General features: G+C 67.2%; 18 protein-coding genes and 1 pseudogene. 8 read left to right on the forward strand and 11 right to left on the reverse strand.

The window, feature by feature from the left end; translation table 11 throughout:
• The 3 genes and pseudogenes from ACFE7F_RS04165 to ACFE7F_RS04175 form a co-directional block, all read left to right on the forward strand.
• Positions 1 to 516 (forward strand): annotated as a pseudogene (locus ACFE7F_RS04165) (adenylosuccinate lyase); the annotation flags it as partial.
• Positions 517 to 809: 293 nt separating this feature from the next.
• Complete coding sequence (locus ACFE7F_RS04170; protein ID WP_375402584.1) at positions 810 to 1,022, forward strand: type II toxin-antitoxin system Phd/YefM family antitoxin; 213 nt, start codon at positions 810 to 812, stop codon at positions 1,020 to 1,022.
• A 23-nt stretch (positions 1,023 to 1,045) separates the two neighbouring features.
• On the forward strand, positions 1,046 to 1,504 hold the full coding sequence (locus tag ACFE7F_RS04175) for a PIN domain-containing protein (protein WP_375402585.1): 459 nt from the start codon (positions 1,046 to 1,048) through the stop codon (positions 1,502 to 1,504).
• Between the two features lie 3 nt (positions 1,505 to 1,507).
• On the opposite strand, the gene dnaJ is transcribed toward ACFE7F_RS04175, so the two are convergent.
• Positions 1,508 to 2,629 carry a molecular chaperone DnaJ gene (gene dnaJ, locus ACFE7F_RS04180; protein WP_375402586.1) on the reverse strand — a complete coding sequence of 374 codons (1,122 nt, stop codon included), beginning with the start codon at positions 2,627 to 2,629 and terminating at the stop codon, positions 1,508 to 1,510.
• A gap of 53 nt (positions 2,630 to 2,682) precedes the next feature.
• Entirely contained in the window at positions 2,683 to 4,587 is a 1,905-nt protein-coding gene (dnaK, locus tag ACFE7F_RS04185) for a molecular chaperone DnaK (RefSeq protein ID WP_375402587.1), read from the reverse strand.
• A gap of 165 nt (positions 4,588 to 4,752) precedes the next feature.
• Here dnaK and ACFE7F_RS04190 point away from each other — a divergent pair, with 165 nt between their 5' ends.
• Both ACFE7F_RS04190 and ACFE7F_RS04195 read left to right on the forward strand, forming a co-directional pair.
• Positions 4,753 to 5,190: a copper chaperone PCu(A)C gene (locus ACFE7F_RS04190; RefSeq protein ID WP_375402588.1), complete on the forward strand. Its 438-nt coding sequence runs from the start codon at positions 4,753 to 4,755 to the stop codon at positions 5,188 to 5,190.
• Positions 5,191 to 5,203: 13 nt separating this feature from the next.
• Entirely contained in the window at positions 5,204 to 5,665 is a 462-nt protein-coding gene (locus ACFE7F_RS04195) for a vgr related protein (protein WP_375402589.1), read from the forward strand.
• 102 nt (positions 5,666 to 5,767) lie between these two features.
• Here the strand turns inward: ACFE7F_RS04195 and ACFE7F_RS04200 are convergent, their stop codons facing one another.
• A complete protein-coding gene (locus tag ACFE7F_RS04200) occupies positions 5,768 to 6,130 on the reverse strand; it encodes a hypothetical protein (RefSeq protein WP_375402590.1) in 363 nt (120 codons plus the stop codon).
• A 218-nt stretch (positions 6,131 to 6,348) separates the two neighbouring features.
• Here ACFE7F_RS04200 and ACFE7F_RS04205 point away from each other — a divergent pair, with 218 nt between their 5' ends.
• Positions 6,349 to 6,690: an acyl-CoA thioesterase gene (locus ACFE7F_RS04205; RefSeq protein ID WP_375402667.1), complete on the forward strand. Its 342-nt coding sequence runs from the start codon at positions 6,349 to 6,351 to the stop codon at positions 6,688 to 6,690.
• Between the two features lie 136 nt (positions 6,691 to 6,826).
• Here the strand turns inward: ACFE7F_RS04205 and ACFE7F_RS04210 are convergent, their stop codons facing one another.
• The 3 genes from ACFE7F_RS04210 to hrcA are packed head-to-tail and all read right to left on the reverse strand — an operon-like array spanning position 6,827 to position 9,675.
• A complete protein-coding gene (locus tag ACFE7F_RS04210; RefSeq protein ID WP_375402591.1) occupies positions 6,827 to 8,053 on the reverse strand; it encodes a threonine synthase in 1,227 nt (408 codons plus the stop codon).
• 7 nt (positions 8,054 to 8,060) lie between these two features.
• Positions 8,061 to 8,603, reverse strand: a complete 543-nt coding sequence (gene grpE / locus ACFE7F_RS04215; RefSeq protein WP_375402592.1) for a nucleotide exchange factor GrpE — start codon at positions 8,601 to 8,603, stop codon at positions 8,061 to 8,063.
• 22 nt (positions 8,604 to 8,625) lie between these two features.
• Complete coding sequence (hrcA, locus tag ACFE7F_RS04220; protein ID WP_375402668.1) at positions 8,626 to 9,675, reverse strand: heat-inducible transcriptional repressor HrcA; 1,050 nt, start codon at positions 9,673 to 9,675, stop codon at positions 8,626 to 8,628.
• Between the two features lie 121 nt (positions 9,676 to 9,796).
• Here hrcA and rph point away from each other — a divergent pair, with 121 nt between their 5' ends.
• A complete protein-coding gene (gene rph / locus ACFE7F_RS04225) occupies positions 9,797 to 10,510 on the forward strand; it encodes a ribonuclease PH (RefSeq protein WP_375402593.1) in 714 nt (237 codons plus the stop codon).
• Positions 10,507 to 11,136, forward strand: coding sequence for an RdgB/HAM1 family non-canonical purine NTP pyrophosphatase (rdgB, locus tag ACFE7F_RS04230; protein ID WP_375402594.1), 630 nt, complete (start codon positions 10,507 to 10,509; stop codon positions 11,134 to 11,136). Before rph ends, rdgB begins: the two co-directional genes overlap by 4 nt.
• On the opposite strand, the gene ACFE7F_RS04235 is transcribed toward rdgB, so the two are convergent.
• From ACFE7F_RS04235 to lepA, 5 genes are all read right to left on the reverse strand, one after another.
• Positions 11,133 to 12,383, reverse strand: a complete 1,251-nt coding sequence (locus ACFE7F_RS04235; RefSeq protein ID WP_375402595.1) for a sulfotransferase — start codon at positions 12,381 to 12,383, stop codon at positions 11,133 to 11,135. The two genes, rdgB and ACFE7F_RS04235, sit on opposite strands and share 4 nt — an antisense overlap.
• Before the next feature lie 25 nt (positions 12,384 to 12,408).
• Complete coding sequence (locus tag ACFE7F_RS04240; protein ID WP_375402596.1) at positions 12,409 to 13,365, reverse strand: lysozyme inhibitor LprI family protein; 957 nt, start codon at positions 13,363 to 13,365, stop codon at positions 12,409 to 12,411.
• Between the two features lie 48 nt (positions 13,366 to 13,413).
• Positions 13,414 to 14,181, reverse strand: coding sequence for a TonB family protein (locus tag ACFE7F_RS04245; protein WP_375402597.1), 768 nt, complete (start codon positions 14,179 to 14,181; stop codon positions 13,414 to 13,416).
• Between the two features lie 107 nt (positions 14,182 to 14,288).
• Complete coding sequence (locus tag ACFE7F_RS04250; protein ID WP_375402598.1) at positions 14,289 to 14,435, reverse strand: hypothetical protein; 147 nt, start codon at positions 14,433 to 14,435, stop codon at positions 14,289 to 14,291.
• 219 nt (positions 14,436 to 14,654) lie between these two features.
• The gene (lepA, locus tag ACFE7F_RS04255; RefSeq protein WP_375402599.1) at positions 14,655 to 16,451 is read right to left on the reverse strand and encodes a translation elongation factor 4; all 1,797 of its coding nucleotides are present in this window, start codon (positions 16,449 to 16,451) and stop codon (positions 14,655 to 14,657) included.
• Positions 16,452 to 16,495: the final 44 nt, after the last annotated feature.

Consider the following 16,495-nt stretch of genomic DNA (forward strand, 5'->3'; position numbering starts at 1 on the left):
ATGCCGCACAAGCGCAACCCGGTGCTGACCGAAAACCTGACCGGCCTCGCGCGCATGGTCCGCGGCTACGTCACGCCCGCGCTGGAGAATGTGGCGCTCTGGCACGAGCGCGACATCAGCCATTCGTCGGTCGAGCGCTACATCGCCCCCGACGCGACGATCACGCTCGATTTCGCGCTCGCTCGACTGACGGGCGTGGTGGACAAGCTGCTCGTCTATCCCGACCGGATGCGGCGCAACATGGACCGGATGGGCGGTCTCATCCACTCGCAGCGCGTGCTGCTCGCGCTCACGCAAGCGGGCGCGCCGCGCGAGGACGCCTACCGTCTCGTCCAGCGTAGCGCGATGAAGGTGTGGGAGTCGGACGGCGCGCTGTCGTTGCGCGAGCTGCTGTTGGCCGACCCGGACGTCACGGCCCTACTCTCGGCCGAGGAGATCGACGACAAATTCGATCTCGACTACCACCTCAAGCACGTCGACACGATCTTCACGCGTGTGTTCGGGCCAACCGAGTAAAAGCCGTCAACCACGAGTGCGTTTGTTGCACTTGCGATAGCCCGCAACAAAATTGCGCCGAGCTGAAATAAAACCCACATGCGTCCGTGCCGGACCGTTCCGGCATGGAGACCGAACCATGCGTACCTTCGAGACCGTAGTCAGCAGCCTGCTGGCGCTCGCGGCACAGGCGCTGGTGGTCGGGGTGGTTGTCACTACCCTTTAATCCACCTGCCCGACCGCCCCTTCCCGCGAGGGGGCGGGATGGGTTCCGGCAATTACGTGACATGGCGGCACGGCTTAAGACGTGCGGTATGGATCGGCCCATAACTTCGACCCAAGCGAGCGATCATTTTGGTGACGTCCTCCGCGACGTTGAAAATGGCGATACATTCGTGGTGACATCGGCGGGTGAACCCGTCGCCAAGATTATCCCGGTCTTCAAGAGTCGCAAGCAGCAGCAGCACGGCATGCTAGAGCTTCTGGACTATTTAGAAGCACTGCCGACCCGCGACTCGGGCGAGTGACAGCGGGATGATCTGTACGCGCGGTGAGGATCGCGTTCGACACCAATATTCTAGCTTACCTCGCAGGCGTGAAACGCGCCTCGGCCGATCCCGAAAAAATCCACAGGGCGCGGCATGTCGTTCGTCATCTTAACAATGAACATCATTTCGTTGTCGCTACCCAGGTGCTTGGAGAACTACTCAACGTTCTTCTAAGAAGCGGTATCGAGCACCAAGATGCTCGAATGATAGTTCGACGCTATTCCGATCAGTACGAGATTGTAGCATCTGACCAAGCCTGTTTCGAACAAGCGTTCGAATTGGTGGTTGATCATCGCATGCAGGTCTGGGACGCATTGATCGTCACTACTTCGGCTAGAGCAGGCTGCGAGCTGCTTTTAAGTGAGCACATGCAATATGGCTTTGCCGTCTTGGGTATTACCGTCCTCAACGCAGTTGCAACACATCCGCACTCCCAGCTTGTCGCACTTCTGGACGGCTGACACCTACCCCGCGATCGCCGCCTTCAGCTTGGCGAAGAAACCCTGGCTGGCCGGGCACTCGTCGCCTGTTTCCGTTTCGCGGAACATCTCCAACAGTTCACGTTGGCGGACCGACAGCTTGGTCGGCGTTTCGACCTCGATCTGTACGACCAGATCGCCCGCGCCCCGGCCTTGGAGGACCGGCATGCCCGCGCCGCGTTGGCGGAGCTGCTTGCCCGACTGGATGCCGACCGGGATGCGGATCTCGTGATGCTCGCCGTCGAGCCCGGGGATCTGGAGCGTGCCGCCCAGCGCGGCCGTGGTGAAGCTGATCGGCGCGCGCGCGAACAGGGTCGTGCCCTCGCGCTCGAAGATCGCGTGCCGCTTGATGTGCAGGAAGATGTAAAGGTCGCCCGCCGGCGTGCCGCGCGCGCCCGCCTCGCCCTCGCCCGACAAGCGGATGCGCGTGCCCTCGTCGACGCCCGGCGGCACGTTGACTTCAAGCGTCTTGGTCCGATCGACGCGGCCGTCGCCGCGGCACTCGGCGCACGGATCGGCGATCACCTGACCGGCACCCTGGCAGGTCGGGCAGGCGCGCTCGACCACGAAGAAGCCCTGCTGCGCGCGCACCTTGCCGTGCCCCGCGCAGGTCCCGCACGTCTTCGCCTTGGTTCCCGCCTTCGCGCCCGATCCGTGGCAGGTGTCGCACTGCGCCGACACGTCGACCGTGATCTCGGTCGCCTTGCCGTGATAGGCCTCCTCCAGCCCGATCTCCATATCGTAGCGCAGGTCGGCGCCGCGGCGCCCCGAGCTACGCCCGCCGCCGCCGCGCTGGCCCCCCATGAATTCGCCGAACACCGATTCGAAGATGTCGGAAAAGCCGGAGAAGTCCTGCGCGCCGCTCCCGCCGCCGCCCTGGCGGAAGGCGGCGTGGCCGAACCGGTCATAGGCCGCGCGCTTCTGCGGATCCTTGAGGATGTCGTAAGCCTCGCTGACCGCCTTGAACTTGGCTTCGGAGTCCTTGCACCCGGCGTTCTTGTCCGGGTGGAACTTCATCGCGAGCTTGCGGTACGACGCCTTGATCGTCCCCGCATCGGCGGTCCGCTCGCATTCGAGCTGTTCGTAGAAATCGATATCGGCCGTCACTTGCTTCTACTCCCTCTCCAGCCCTCTCCCCCGAAGGGGAGAGGGAGAAGAGATTACGCTTTCTGGTTGTCGTCGACTTCCGAGAACTCGGCGTCGACCACGTCGTCGTCCTTGGGCGCGTCGCCGTCCGACTTGGGTGAAGCCTCGTCCTGCGCCTGCTTCTCGTAGATCGCCTGGCCCATCTTCATCGCCGCAGTCGCCAACGCCTGAGCTTTCTCCGACATGCGGTCGGCGTCGCCGCTCTCCACCGCGGCCTTGGCCTCGGCGATCGCCGCCTCGATCTCGCCCTTAAGCGACGCGTCGATCTTGTCGCCATTGTCGGCCAGCTGGCGCTCGGTCGTGTGGATCAGCGACTCGGCATTGTTCTTCGCCTCGGCACCCGCGCGGCGTTTCTTGTCGTCCTCGGCGAAGCGCTCAGCGTCGCGGACCATCTGGTCGATGTCGGAGTCCGACAATCCGCCCGACGCCTGGATGCGGATTTGCTGCTCCTTGCCCGTGCCCTTGTCCTTGGCGGACACGTTGACGATGCCGTTCGCGTCGATGTCGAACGTGACCTCGACCTGCGGCACCCCGCGCGGCGCGGGCGGGATGCCGACCAGATCAAACTGACCGAGCATCTTGTTGTCCGCCGCCATCTCGCGCTCGCCCTGGAAGACGCGGATCGTCACCGCGCCCTGATTGTCCTCGGCGGTCGAGTAGGTCTGGCTCTTCTTGGTCGGAATCGTCGTATTGCGGTCGATCATGCGCGTGAACACGCCGCCCAGCGTCTCGATGCCGAGCGACAGCGGCGTCACGTCGAGCAGTAGCACGTCCTTGACGTCGCCCTGCAGCACGCCCGCCTGAATCGCGGCACCCATGGCGACGACCTCGTCCGGGTTGACCCCCGTATGCGGTTCCTTGCCGAAAAAGGATTTCACCGCCTCGCGGACCTTGGGCATGCGCGTCATGCCGCCGACCATCACCACTTCGCTGATGTCGTCCGTCTTGATCCCAGCGTCGGCCAAAGCCTTCTTCATCGGCTCGATCGTGCGCTTGATCAGGTCGTCGACCAGCCGCTCCAGGTCGGCGCGGTTGATCGCCTTAACCAGATGCTTGGGGCCGTTCTGGTCGGCGGTGATGAAGGGCAGGTTGACCTCGGTGGTCGCGGCCGAGCTCAGCTCGATCTTGGCCTTCTCGGCAGCTTCCTTCAGCCGCTGAAGGGCGAGCTTGTCCTTGGCGAGGTCGATGCCCTCGTCCTTCTTGAAGCCCTCCGCCAGGAACTCGACGATCTTGTTGTCGAAATCCTCACCGCCCAGGAAGGTGTCGCCGTTGGTCGCCTTCACCTCGAACACGCCGTCGCCGATCTCCAGGATCGACACGTCGAACGTGCCTCCGCCCAGGTCGTAGACCGCGATCGTCTTGCCGTCCTGCTTCTCCAGGCCATACGCGAGCGCCGCCGCGGTCGGCTCGTTGATGATGCGCAGCACTTCGAGGCCCGCGATCTGGCCGGCGTCCTTGGTCGCCTGGCGCTGCGCGTCGTTGAAATAGGCCGGCACCGTGATCACCGCCTGCGTGACCGTCTCGCCGAGATAGGATTCGGCGGTCTCCTTCATCTTCTGGAGCGTAAAGGCGCTAATCTGCGAAGGCGAATAGTCCTTGCCGCCCGCCGAGACCCACGCGTCGCCGTTCGACCCGCGCGTGATCTTGTAGGGGACCAGCTCGGTATCCTTCTTGGTGATCGGATCGTCGAACCGCCGCCCGATCAGCCGCTTGACCGCGAAGATCGTGTTGTCGCCGTTGGTGACGGCCTGGCGCTTGGCGGGCTGACCGACCAGTCGCTCGCCGTCCTTGGCAAAGGCGACGATCGATGGCGTGGTGCGCGCGCCTTCCGCATTCTCGATCACCTTGGGCTTGCCACCCTCCATCACAGCGACACAGCTGTTGGTGGTGCCCAGATCGATGCCGATGACTTTAGCCATGTTTACTGAATGCCCCTCGAGATTAAATGCATGATCGCACCCCGTTACGGCGGCGCAACCTTCTTGGATGACGGCGGCGATATAGGTTGGGTTCGGCTTGCGACAAGATTTGCCCGCCGCTAGTCGGTGCGGCCGAGAAACGCCGGTCGCCGAGGGAGTGCGCGCGTGTCCAGATTGATGAGGTCCGGAGCCGCTGCGCTGCTGCTGTTCGGCTGCTCGGGACCGGGTGAGGTAACGGTGGACGATGCGTGGGTCCGCCTTCCCGCCGCGCCGGGTCGTCCGGGTGCGGGCTATTTAACCGTCCATGGCGGTGCGACCGACCGCACGCTCGTGCGCGTCACCGCCGACTATGCGCTCCGGTCGGAGATGCACGAGTCGATGGGGACCGGCAGCCGCATGTCGATGCGCCCGCTCGCGCGCGTTGCCGTCCCCGCCGATGGCGAGGTGGTCTTTGCGCCGGGCGGTCGCCACCTCATGCTTTATGATCTCGATGCGCGCGCCAAGCCGGGCACGAGCACGCTCTTGACGCTGACCTTCGAGAACGGCGAACGCCTGTACCGCAAGGCTTACATCATCGGGCCGGGCGATCCGGCTCCCGAGTGAGCCGCTCTCCGCCATGAACGCCCGTCGCCCGCTTACTCCCGGCGAAACCGACCTCGCCCGCTCGGTCTTCGGCGACACGGTCGATTATTCGCGGGTGACGCTGTCCCGCACGAAATGGGCGTTCTTCCAACCCCGGCGCGTCGTCATGGCCCCGCTCGGCTGCATCCACTTCCACCCCAAGGGCGATCTATGGCGTGAGGATTTTGCGGCGGCCCCGCTCGGCGACCAGGGGCTGTTCATCCATGAAATGACGCATGTCTGGCAGCATCAGTGCGGGGCCTGCCTGCCGCTCGCGCGCCATCCCTTCTGCCGTTACGGATATGTCTTGAAGCCCGGGCGGCCGTTCTCGCGCTACGGGCTCGAGCAGCAGGCGGAAATCGTCCGCCACGTGTTCCTGCTCCGTAACGGCGCGACCGTTGCGGCCGCTCCGGCGCTCGCGCAATACGAGACATTGATGCCGTTTCGGCCTCGATAAGCGGCCGGCCCGGCCGGCGGCGCATCAATGAAAAAGCCGCCGAGCGGGTGTCAATCCACCCGGTCGACGGCTTTCGATCAAGCCCGCCCGACGGGCCAGGGATCAGTTTTTGTCGGCGCCGTCCTTGTCACTCTTGCCCTCGGTCACCTTGAGCTTGGGCACCTCGATGACTTCCTTTTCGGTCGTCAGGTCCACGCTCTTGGAATCGACATCCACGTCGGGCAGCGCGCCGCCCTTGACGCTGACATCGACGTTGGGGATCGCGCCGCCGTTCACGTCCGCGCGGAAGAAGCCGGTCGCGAACAGCACGGCCGCGATGATCGCGGCGATCGCGGCCAGGATCAGCAGCGTACGGCCTATGCCGCCGCTCTTGCGCTCGACGACATGATCGGTCCGATTGCCCGATACGTCTACCCGGCGCGGGCCGTTGTCCGTGCCCGTTCCGTTGCCCCGATAATCACTCATGACGATCCTCCTGTTGATCTAGGTAGCCGAACGACGCGGGACGGGCGATTGTTCCTGTTGCGCAACGGAAATGCGTCGAACGGCGTCCGTACGACCTCCTTCGCCGCAAAGTTATTCCATGGTTCCCAGCGGTTGCGCCAAGTGGTACGGGCCGCGACGTGAATCCCAGCCTCCCGCATAACTACCGGATCGGCATCGATCCCGCCGACATCGATTTCATGGGTCACGTGAATAACGCCAGCTATCTCAAATGGGTGCAGGAAGCGGTGATTAGCCATTGGCAGCGCATCGCCCCCGCCGACGCGGTCGCGGCGCACCTGTGGGTCGCGCTCAAACATGAGATCACCTACCGCAAGCCGACGTTTCTGGATGACGACGTGATCGCCACCGTCCTGCTCGAAAAGGTGCAGGGCGCGCGGGCGTTCTACCAGACGGTGATCCGCCGCGGCGAGGAGGTGCTCGCCGAGGTGAAATCGAGCTGGTGCTGCCTGGATGCCCAGACGCTGCGCCCTGCACGCCTCGCCACAAGCGTGTTGGAACGCTTTTTTCCGAAGGACTGAACCCTCTCCCGCTTTCGCGGGAGAGGGAAAGACGCGCGTAGCGCGGCGAGGGTAAGAACCGGGCCTTTCCGGGAGAGGTCTGGCCCTCACTCTGGCGCTCCCGCGCCTGTCCCTCTCCCGCGAAGGCGGGAGAGGGTTATCCGAACATCTCGAAGTCGATCGCCTGATGTCGGTCCAGCCATTGCGGCGCATCCGGCAGCGGGTACTTCAGCCCCGTCGCGCAATTGAACAGCACCACCCGCTCCTCCGCTTCGATCAGCCCGTCGCGCACCGCCTGCCCGTACGCCGCCAGCGTCGCGCCGCCCTCCGGGCACATCAACAGCCCGTCCTTCGTCGCGCACTCGTCGACCGCGCGCAGGATCGCCGGGTCGCCGACGCCCAGCGCCCGCCCGCTGCTTTCACGCACCGCGCGCAGGATTAGGAAATCGCCCACGGCGCGCGGCACCCGGATGCCCGCCGCGACCGTCGCGGCGTCCTCCCAGCGTTCGGCGTGCTCCGCGCCGGCTTCGAACGCTCGGACGATCGGTGCGCAGCCCGACGCCTGCACCGCGTACATGCGCGGGCGCTCCGGGCCGATCCAGCCGAGCCGTTCCAGCTCGTCGAACGCCTTCCACATCCCGATCAGGCCCGTGCCGCCACCGGTGGGATAGAAGATCGCGTCGGGCAGCTTCCAGCCGAACTGGGCCGCGAGCTCCAGCCCCATCGTCTTCTTGCCCTCGATCCGGTACGGCTCCTTCAGCGTCGAGAAATCGAACCACCGCCCCTCGGCTGCGCCTTTGCCGACGATCGCGCCGCAATCGTCGATCTGGCCGTTGACCCGCCACACGCGCGCGCCCTGAGCGGCGATCTCGCGGACGTTGATCTCGGGCGTCTCCTCCGGGCAGAAAACGATCGTCTCGATCCCGCAGCGCGTGGCGTAGGCGGCCAGCGCCGCGCCCGCATTGCCGTTGGTCGGCATGGCGATCCGCGTCACGCCCAGCTCGCGCGCCATCGCGACAGCCATCACCAGCCCGCGCGCCTTGAACGAGCCGGTCGGCAGGCGACCCTCGTCCTTGACGAGCACGTTCGGTCCGCCCGACTTGGGGATCGGCACCAGCGGTGTCTCGATCTCCCCGAGCGATACGATCGACGCCGTCCGCCGTACCGGCAACAGCTCGCGCCACCGCCATAGATCGGTGTCGCGAGCCGCCACCACGTTACGCGACAACGCCGCCCCGACTGCCGGGAGATCGTACCGCACCAGCAGTGGCCGCCCGACGCGCGACAGGCCGTGCGGACGGTCCGCCTCATACCGCTCGCCGGTCATCGAGCATTCCAGGTGCGACACGAAGGTCGCGCGGTCGGCGGTGATGTTCGAATTCATACCGCTACTAATCCAGTGATCGCGCGACCCCGACCATCGCCGGCCTGAGCAACCGGTCGCGAATCATATAGCCCGTCTGCATCTCCTGAACGATCGTGCCCGGTGCCGCGTCGCTCGGGACCTCAAGCATCGCCTGATGCCGATTTGGGTCGAGACCCTCGCCAAGCGCGCTGATCTTGGTGATGCCGTGCCGCTGAAACACGCTCTCTACCTCGCGTCCGGTCGCGTCGAGGCCGATGACCAGCCCCTTGAACTTATCGTCGCCGCGCAGCTCTTCGGGGATCGCCTGGAGCGCGCGCGTCAGATTGTCGGCGACCGACAGGATGTCGCGCGCGAACGCGGTCGCGGCATAGGTGCGCGCGTCCGCCGCCTCCTTCTCCGCCCGGCGACGCACGTTCTGCACCTCGGCCTGTGCGTAGAGCACGGCCTGGCGCGCCTCGGCGAGCTCGCCCTCCAGCCGGGCCGCGCGGTCGTGTTCGGCGAGTTCGGGGGAGGCGTGCGCGGTTTCGTCTCGCAGGGCCTTGGCGTCGGTGGTGCTGATGTCTTCCATGGCTGCCCCAATTAGGTCGGCTTCAATGGCCCATCAAGCGCGCAAGCGTCGCGGCGGTGAAATCCACCATCGGCACCACCCGCGCATAGTTCAACCGCGTCGGCCCGATCACGCCGACCACGCCCACCACCCGCCCATCCAGCCCGCGGAACGGCCGGGCGATGACCGACGAGCCCGACAGCGCGAACAGCTTGTTCTCCGCGCCGATGAAGATGCGTGTGGCGTCGCCCGCCCGCGCCGCCTCCAACAGTCCCGCCACCTCCTGCTTCCCCTCCAGATCGTCGAGCAGTTCGCGCACCCGGTCGAGGTCGGCCGCCGCGCCCTCATCGATTAGTCGCGACTGGCCGCGCACGATCAACACCGGCCGCCGGTCGCCGTCCTCGCTCCACACCGCGATCCCGCGCTCGACCAGGTCGCGCGCGGCACCCTGGATGGCGGTCAGCCCCTCCGCCAGCTCGCGCTCGATCCGCGTACGCGCCTCCGCCAGCGTCAGGCCCGACAGGGTCGCCGACATGTAGTTGCCCGCCTCGACCAGCGCCGACGACGTCATGCCGCCCGACAGCGCGATCACGCGGTTCTCGACGGCACCGTCCTCGCTGACCAGCACCGCGAGCGCCTGCGCATCCCCGAGCGGCACGAACCCGATCGACCGCAGCCGCGCCTCGCGCTTGGCGACCATCACCAGCCCCGCGCACGCCGACAGGCCCGACAGGGCGGCCGTGGTGGCCGCGAGCGCCTGCTCCACCGGGCCGCTACCCGGCCCGATCCCGACTTCCAAAGCCGCGCGCTCTTCCGCCGACGGCTCCGACGCCTGCATCATGCCGTCGACGAACAGCCTGAGCCCACGGTCGGTCGGCATCCGTCCCGCGCTGACATGCGGCGAACTGAGTAGCCCGCGCTCTTCCAGCTCCTGCATGACGTTACGGATCGAGGCGGGCGACAGGTTCAACCCCGACGCCGACGCGATCGTCTTCGACCCGACCGGCGCGCCGGTGGCCACATACCCATCCACCACCGCCCGGAAGATATCCCGCGCGCGGTCGCTCAGTTCGGAAACGGGAGGCGGAGTCACAGGGAGGGTGTAGACGGTCACGGACCAAGCGTCTCCCCTCCCTATCCAGGGAGGCGAGTAGAAAGGTGGACGCTCCTCCTCACCCCCGCTACGGCCCGGCCCGAACAACAGGAGCCACCCCATGCGCCCCAGCGGTCGCGCCCCCGACCAGATGCGCCCGATCACCATCGAGGCCGGCTATACGCGTCACGCGGAAGGGTCGGTCCTGATCGGTTTCGGCGACACCCGCGTGCTCGTAACCGCGTCGGTCGAGGAGCGCGTGCCGCCCTTCCTGCGCGGCAAGGGCGAGGGTTGGGTCACGGCGGAATACGGCATGCTTCCCCGCGCCACGCACACCCGCTCCAACCGCGAGGCCGCCAAGGGCAAGCAGTCGGGCCGGACTCAAGAGATACAACGACTTATCGGCCGATCCTTACGCGCCGTCACCGACTTGCGCGGGCTTGGCGAACGTCAGATCACGCTCGATTGCGACGTGCTCCAGGCCGACGGCGGCACCCGCACTGCCTCGATCTCCGGCGCGTGGGTCGCGCTGCGCCTCGCGGTCGACGGCCTGCTCAAGAGTGGCAAGCTCACCGCCGACCCGATCCGCCAAAAGGTCGCGGCCGTTTCCTGCGGCATCTTCGAGGGCACCCCCGTTCTCGACCTCGACTATCCGGAGGATTCCTCCGCCGACGCCGACGCGAACTTCGTCCTGCTCGAGAACGGCCACATCGCCGAGGCGCAGGCGACCGCCGAGGGCGCGACCTACGACGAGGAGGCGCTGCTACGCCTGCTTCGCCTGGCGCGCATCGGCTGCACCAACATCTTCGCCGCCCAAGCCCGCGCGCTCGCATGAGCCTTGAGGTTCTTGGGGCCCAAGCCGTGCGCAAGCTCCGGCCGGGCAAGCTCGTCATTGCCAGCCACAATATCGGCAAGGTTCGCGAAATCAGGGCGTTGCTCGGACCGTATGGGGTCGAGCCCGTCTCGGCCGCAGAGCTCGACCTGCCCGAGCCCGAGGAGACCGGCACCACCTTCGTCGCCAACGCCGAGCTGAAGGCGCGGGCCGCCGCCGACCTGTCCGGCCTGCCTGCGCTCGCCGACGACAGCGGCTTGTGCGTCGAGGCGCTCGGCGGCGATCCGGGCATCTTATCGGCGCGCTGGGGCGGGCCGGAGAAGGATTTCGACGAGGCCATGCGCCTTGTCGAGCGGGCGATCGCCGCGACCGGGCCCGACGCGTCGCGCGACGCACACTTCGTCTGCGCGCTCGCGCTCGCCTGGCCGGACGGGCATGTCGAATGGTTCGAGGGTCGCGTCGACGGCACGCTCGTCAATCCGCCCCGTGGACAGCGTGGCTTCGGTTACGACCCCATGTTCGTCCTGAACGGCATGACCGAGACCTTCGGCGAGATCGACCCCGATCACAAACATGCGGTCAGCCACCGCGCCCTGGCATTCGAGCAACTCGTCGCTGCGGCGTTCTAGGCGGCCGCGCGCACCTCGGTAGCGTTCAACCCGAACTCCTCGACGCTGTAGCGATGTCGCTCGAGACCTCGGCCCGCGCGAGCTAGGTAGGCGGCCATGCGCGCCTCCAGTCCCGTATCGAGTTCAAGCCTCAACATCACGTAAACACGCCGCATCTCGGCTCGCCAGTCGCGGTTTATTGCGTCAAACGCGACCGTTACTTGCGGCAGATCGAGCCGTTCCGCCAGCGCCGCCTCGAGCCGTCCGCGCCGAAGCGCGACCTTGCGCAGCCACTCCCGCCCGATCCAGCCGTCGTCGACCGCGCCCGATTGCACGCGCATCTGGTGACGCACCAGCGACGCCGCCGATGCGACCACCGCCACCGGCTCGCGCTCGACCCGCACGACGCGCGCATCCGGGAACAGCTGGAGCACGGTGCCCAGATCCTGCGTCAGCTGCGGCACCTTGAGCACCCAGGGCCGCGCCGTCCGGTCACGCCGCAGCCACGCCAGCGTCTGAAGCATCAACCGGAACTCACGGTAAACGCCCGACGAGTCCGCATTCTCGCAGTGGCGCGCGAAGCTCGGCACCCGCCACTGCGCCTCGAATACCGATCCGTGGAACGACAGCGCGTGAAGCCCGATCTCCTCGTCCGGGCCGTCGAGGCTACTCGAATGAATCGCGTCAAAGCCCGGGTTCAGCATGCGCATCCCCGCCAGCATCGCGCCCGCCCGCATCCGCCGATCGTCCACCGGCCAGCCCGTCGCGGGCACCGGACACCAGCTCTCGTAGAACCGCGTCCAGTTCAAGCGAGGATCACACGCCAGCAGCCGCTGCATCCGCGTAGTCCCCGACCGCATCTGCCCCAGCACGATGACGGGCGCGGGGAGCGACACGTCCGCGATCTCCGGATGCCGCGCCCACAATGCGTGCGCGCGCAGGCGGTCGCGCAGGGCCGCCGTCAGCTGGCCGTACGCCATCGTCCGCCCCAGCGGCGACAGATCCGCCTCCTCCGCCAACGCGCGGCACAGCAGGGCCAGCCGCTCGCGCCACACACCCGCATCGCCCAGATCGCGCAGGCCGGTCGATGCGCGCGCACCCGCGATCAGCACTTCCGGCTCAAGCAACGGCTCGCTCGACCAGCCCCGTTCCCACGCTCGCGACAGTGCCCTGTTGGCCAGCGCCACGCGCCGCGATCCGGCTCTCGCCTCGATCGCCGCAGCCGGCGCGAACCTAAGTGCGCTTGCCCCCGTCACCGTCGCGGCCATGCCTCGCCTGCCCTGCGAACGCCAATCAATATTCGCCTGCGATGTCGCGGATCTCGGCCGTCCGGTCGGCATAGGCCTGGGCTACGCATGCTTCGCTCCCGCACCGGTCGCGGAACCGCAGGAACCGGTCGCGACTCCCGCGCAACTCGGCGCGCGTGGGCCCGTCGGCATCCGCCAGCGCCGAGTAGAATGTCGCGCTCATCGCCCGGTCCGCGCGCGCCAGCCCGTCGCTCCCGCACACCATACGCTCCACCCGGCTGCGCCCGCGCCGGCAGTCGAAACTCGGCCGCGCCGCCGCGGGCCTTGCGAGTTCACGCCGCGGTGTCTCCTGCCGTTCGCGCGGGATGATGGGAGCCGGCCGTACTACTTGCTCCGAGCGCGGCGGCGGGATCGGCGCGCGCGGTACCGGTCGTGGCTGAAACTCGGTCGATTCGGCGTCCATCGGAGCCGGCACGGGCTGCGCGACCGCTGCCGTCTCCATCTCCGCCGCCGGCGCGGTGCCGCGTGCCAGTCCCACCGCCGCGAGCCGGAACACGATCGGCTCGGCACCGTCCATCTGGTATACCAGCCCGCTGCCGTCGACCGCCTCCTGCGCGGCATATTCGACGTCCGCCTCCAGCCGCCGGTCGCCGTCGAACGCGTCCTCGGCTCCCGGCGGCAGCTCGAGCACCAGTCGGCCCCTGCACACCGTGACGTTGAGCGCCTCGTCGCGGCTCTTCACCACCGGGCGTTCCATCCGCACGACGCTGCCCGCTGCCAGCCGGTCGAGGGAAGGCGAGCCGGCCTTGCGCACCCGCGCCGCGTCCTCGAACGCCACCGCCTTCAGCCGGTCGTACGTCTCCGCCGACCCGCAGGCGCGCTTGAGTCGCCGCGCGTCCGCCTGCTGCGCCTTCGTCGCGCGCTCGGCCGCGCCCGGCACTTTAGGCTCCACCGATCCGCATCCCGCGACCAGCACCGCCGCCAGCACCCACCCCGTCTTCATACGCACACCTTTACTCGTCATGCCCCGCCCAACGCCCGACCGCGCGGTTCAGCCCACCGAGTCGTCCGGAATGGCCTCCGTAGCCCATATATGCTCGACGGACATGACGGAGCGCCCCGGTCGCCCTTGCGAGTCGCGCCACGGCCGATAGCGAAAGCGCTCCCCCACCAAACGCACCGTCGTCCTGTCCAGCGCCGCGTTACCGCTCGATTTCTCGATCCGGCAGTTGGAGAGACGCTCATCGATTTCGACGACGCAGCGGACCGAGACCAGACCGCTCGCCGCCGCTCCCTCCGCTTCCTCCGGATAGTCCGAGTCGCGTATCCGCCCACGTCGCCAGCGCGGCGGCGTCTCGTCGCGCCAGCCGCCCCCGTCGCCGTCGCCGTCGCCGTCGCCGTTCCCGCCGCTTCCCGTCCCGTTCCCCTGCCCGCCCGCGCCCGTCCCGGGTCCGACCGCGGCCGCCGCGCCTTGGCTCGGGTCGCTCCCCGGCCCCGCGACCGGCGCTGCGATTACCGGCGAGGGCAGCCGCACGACCACGATCGGCACCGGCGCGACGATGGGCGTCGCGGTCGACCGCAGGTTCGGCGGCGCGGCCTCACCCTCCGGCCGTCGGTTCCGCGTCGGCGCGGGCGTGATCCGCACCGGCGGTGGGGGAAGCGGCGGCGCGACCTCGAATACGTCCAGCGCCCGCTCGCTCACCCCGGGCACCCGCACCCCAAGCCCGACCACGAGCAGCCAGCCGAGCAGCGCCACAAGCGTGGCGGACAGCAGAGCTGAGATGGCGCGGTCGCGCGGAGCCGGACGGAAAGCATGCACGGCCTAGGACTGGCGCTTGAGCCGCATCGCCGCAACAGGCCATTTACATTGTCGCCCGGCCGCGTCCCATCTCGGCTCCGGACGCGCAGCTCGACCGCGCGCGGACGTCAAGCCGCCTCCCTCGGCATCACCGTACTGAAGCCCCCGATCTTCGTCAGTCCCTGGTGGCCGTCGATGCCTGTATAGCGCAACGAGGCGTCCTCGTACCGGCGGAAGACGAACACGGCCTCGTTCATCCACTCGGTGTCGAACACCTTCAGGTCCACCAGCAGGTGGAACTCCGCGACGAGGCTCCAGAAAGCGCGAGTCGATCCGTTCGGTCTCGCCCTTGACCAGGTCCAGCATCTTCTCGACCAGGCAGGACGGCGTGAACACCTCGGCATGGTCGGCGACGCGCTTTTTCGACCGGATCAGGTCGGACGACCGGCCCGCCGCGCGGCGAAGGACGGTTGGTCAGCGGGCACGCGCGAAGCTCACGCGTCGTCACCCATCCTGAGCGCGGCGATGAAGGCTTCCTGCGGGATCTGCACCGATCCGTACTCCCGCATCCGCTTCTTGCCTTCCTTCTGCTTGTCGAGCAGCTTCTTCTTGCGTGAGATGTCCCCGCCGTAACACTTTGCGGTAACGTCCTTTCGCATCGCCGCGATCGTCTCGCGCGCGATCACCTTGCCGCCGATCGCCGCCTGGATGGGGATCTTGAACAGATGGCGCGGAATCAGGTCCTTCAACCGCTCGCACATGCCCCGCCCCCGCGCCTCGGCGGTCGCCCGGTGGACGATCATGCTCAGCGCATCGACCGGTTCCGCGTTGACCAGGATGCCCATCTTGACCAGGTCGCCCTCGCGGTAGCCGATCTGGTGATAATCGAACGACGCATAGCCCCGGCTGATCGATTTCAGCCGATCGTAAAAATCGAAGACGACCTCGTTCAGCGGCAGCTCGTAGGTCGCCTGCGCGCGTCCCGCCACGTAGGTTAGGTTCTTCTGAATCCCGCGCCGGTCCTGGCACAGCTTCAGGATCGATCCGAGATACTCGTCGGGGACGTAGATCGTGGCCTCGATCCACGGCTCGGCGATGGTCGCGATCTTGTTGGGATCGGGCATATCGGCCGGGTTGTGGAGCTCGAGATGCCCATCCCCATGCGTCAGCTCGATCTCGTACACCACGCTCGGCGCGGTCGTGATCAAGTCCAGGTCATATTCGCGCGTCAGCCGTTCCTGGATGATCTCTAGATGCAGCAGCCCCAGGAACCCGCACCGGTAGCCAAACCCCAATGCCGCCGACGTCTCGGTCTCGAACGAGAAGGAGGCGTCGTTCAGCCGGAGCTTCGAGATGCTTTCGCGAAGCTTCTCGAAGTCGTTGGCGTCGACGGGAAACATCCCGCAGAACACCACCGGTTGCACTTCCTTGAACCCCGGCAATGCCTGCGCCGCGGGCTTCTTCGCGTCGGTCAGCGTATCGCCCACCCGCGCCTGCGCCACGTCCTTAATCTGCGCGGTGATGAAGCCGATCTCGCCCGGACCCAGGTCCGCCAGCTGCTCGATCTTGGGCCGGAAGCAGCCGACCCGGTCGACCAGGTGCTTGGTGCCCGCCTGCATGAACTGGATTTCCTGGCCCTTCTTGAGCGACCCGTCGATCACGCGCACCAGGATGACGACGCCCAGATACGGGTCGTACCAGCTGTCGACCAGCATCGCCTTGAGCGGCGCGGCCACATCGCCCTTGGGCGGCGGGATACGCCGGACGATCGCATCCAGGATCTCGGTAATGCCGATGCCCGCCTTGGCCGATGCCAGCACCGCGTCGGACGCGTCGAGCCCGATCACCTCCTCGATCTCTTTGCGCACCTTCTCGGGCTCGGCGGCGGGCAGGTCGATCTTGTTGATGACGGGCACGATCTCGTGGTCGTGCTCGATCGACTGGTACACGTTGGCCAGCGTCTGCGCTTCGACCCCTTGCGCCGCGTCGACCACCAGCAGCGCGCCCTCGCACGCCGCCAGGCTTCGCGACACCTCGTAGGCGAAGTCGACGTGCCCCGGCGTGTCCATCAGATTGAGGACATAGCCCTTGTAATCGAGCCGGACCGTCTGCGCCTTGATCGTGATCCCGCGCTCACGCTCGATATCCATATTGTCGAGGACCTGCGCCGACATCTCGCGCGCGGTCAGCCCGCCCGTTTCCTGGATCAGCCGGTCGGCGAGCGTCGATTTGCCGTGATCGATATGGGCGATGATCGAAAAGTTGCGGATGCGGTCGAGCGATGTGGCCATGATCGCCCGCGCTTAGCGCGGCCCAGATAGCCGTACTAGTCGCC

The sequence above is a fragment of the uncultured Sphingomonas sp. genome, from assembly GCF_964235535.1.
Classification (GTDB): domain Bacteria; phylum Pseudomonadota; class Alphaproteobacteria; order Sphingomonadales; family Sphingomonadaceae; genus Sphingomonas.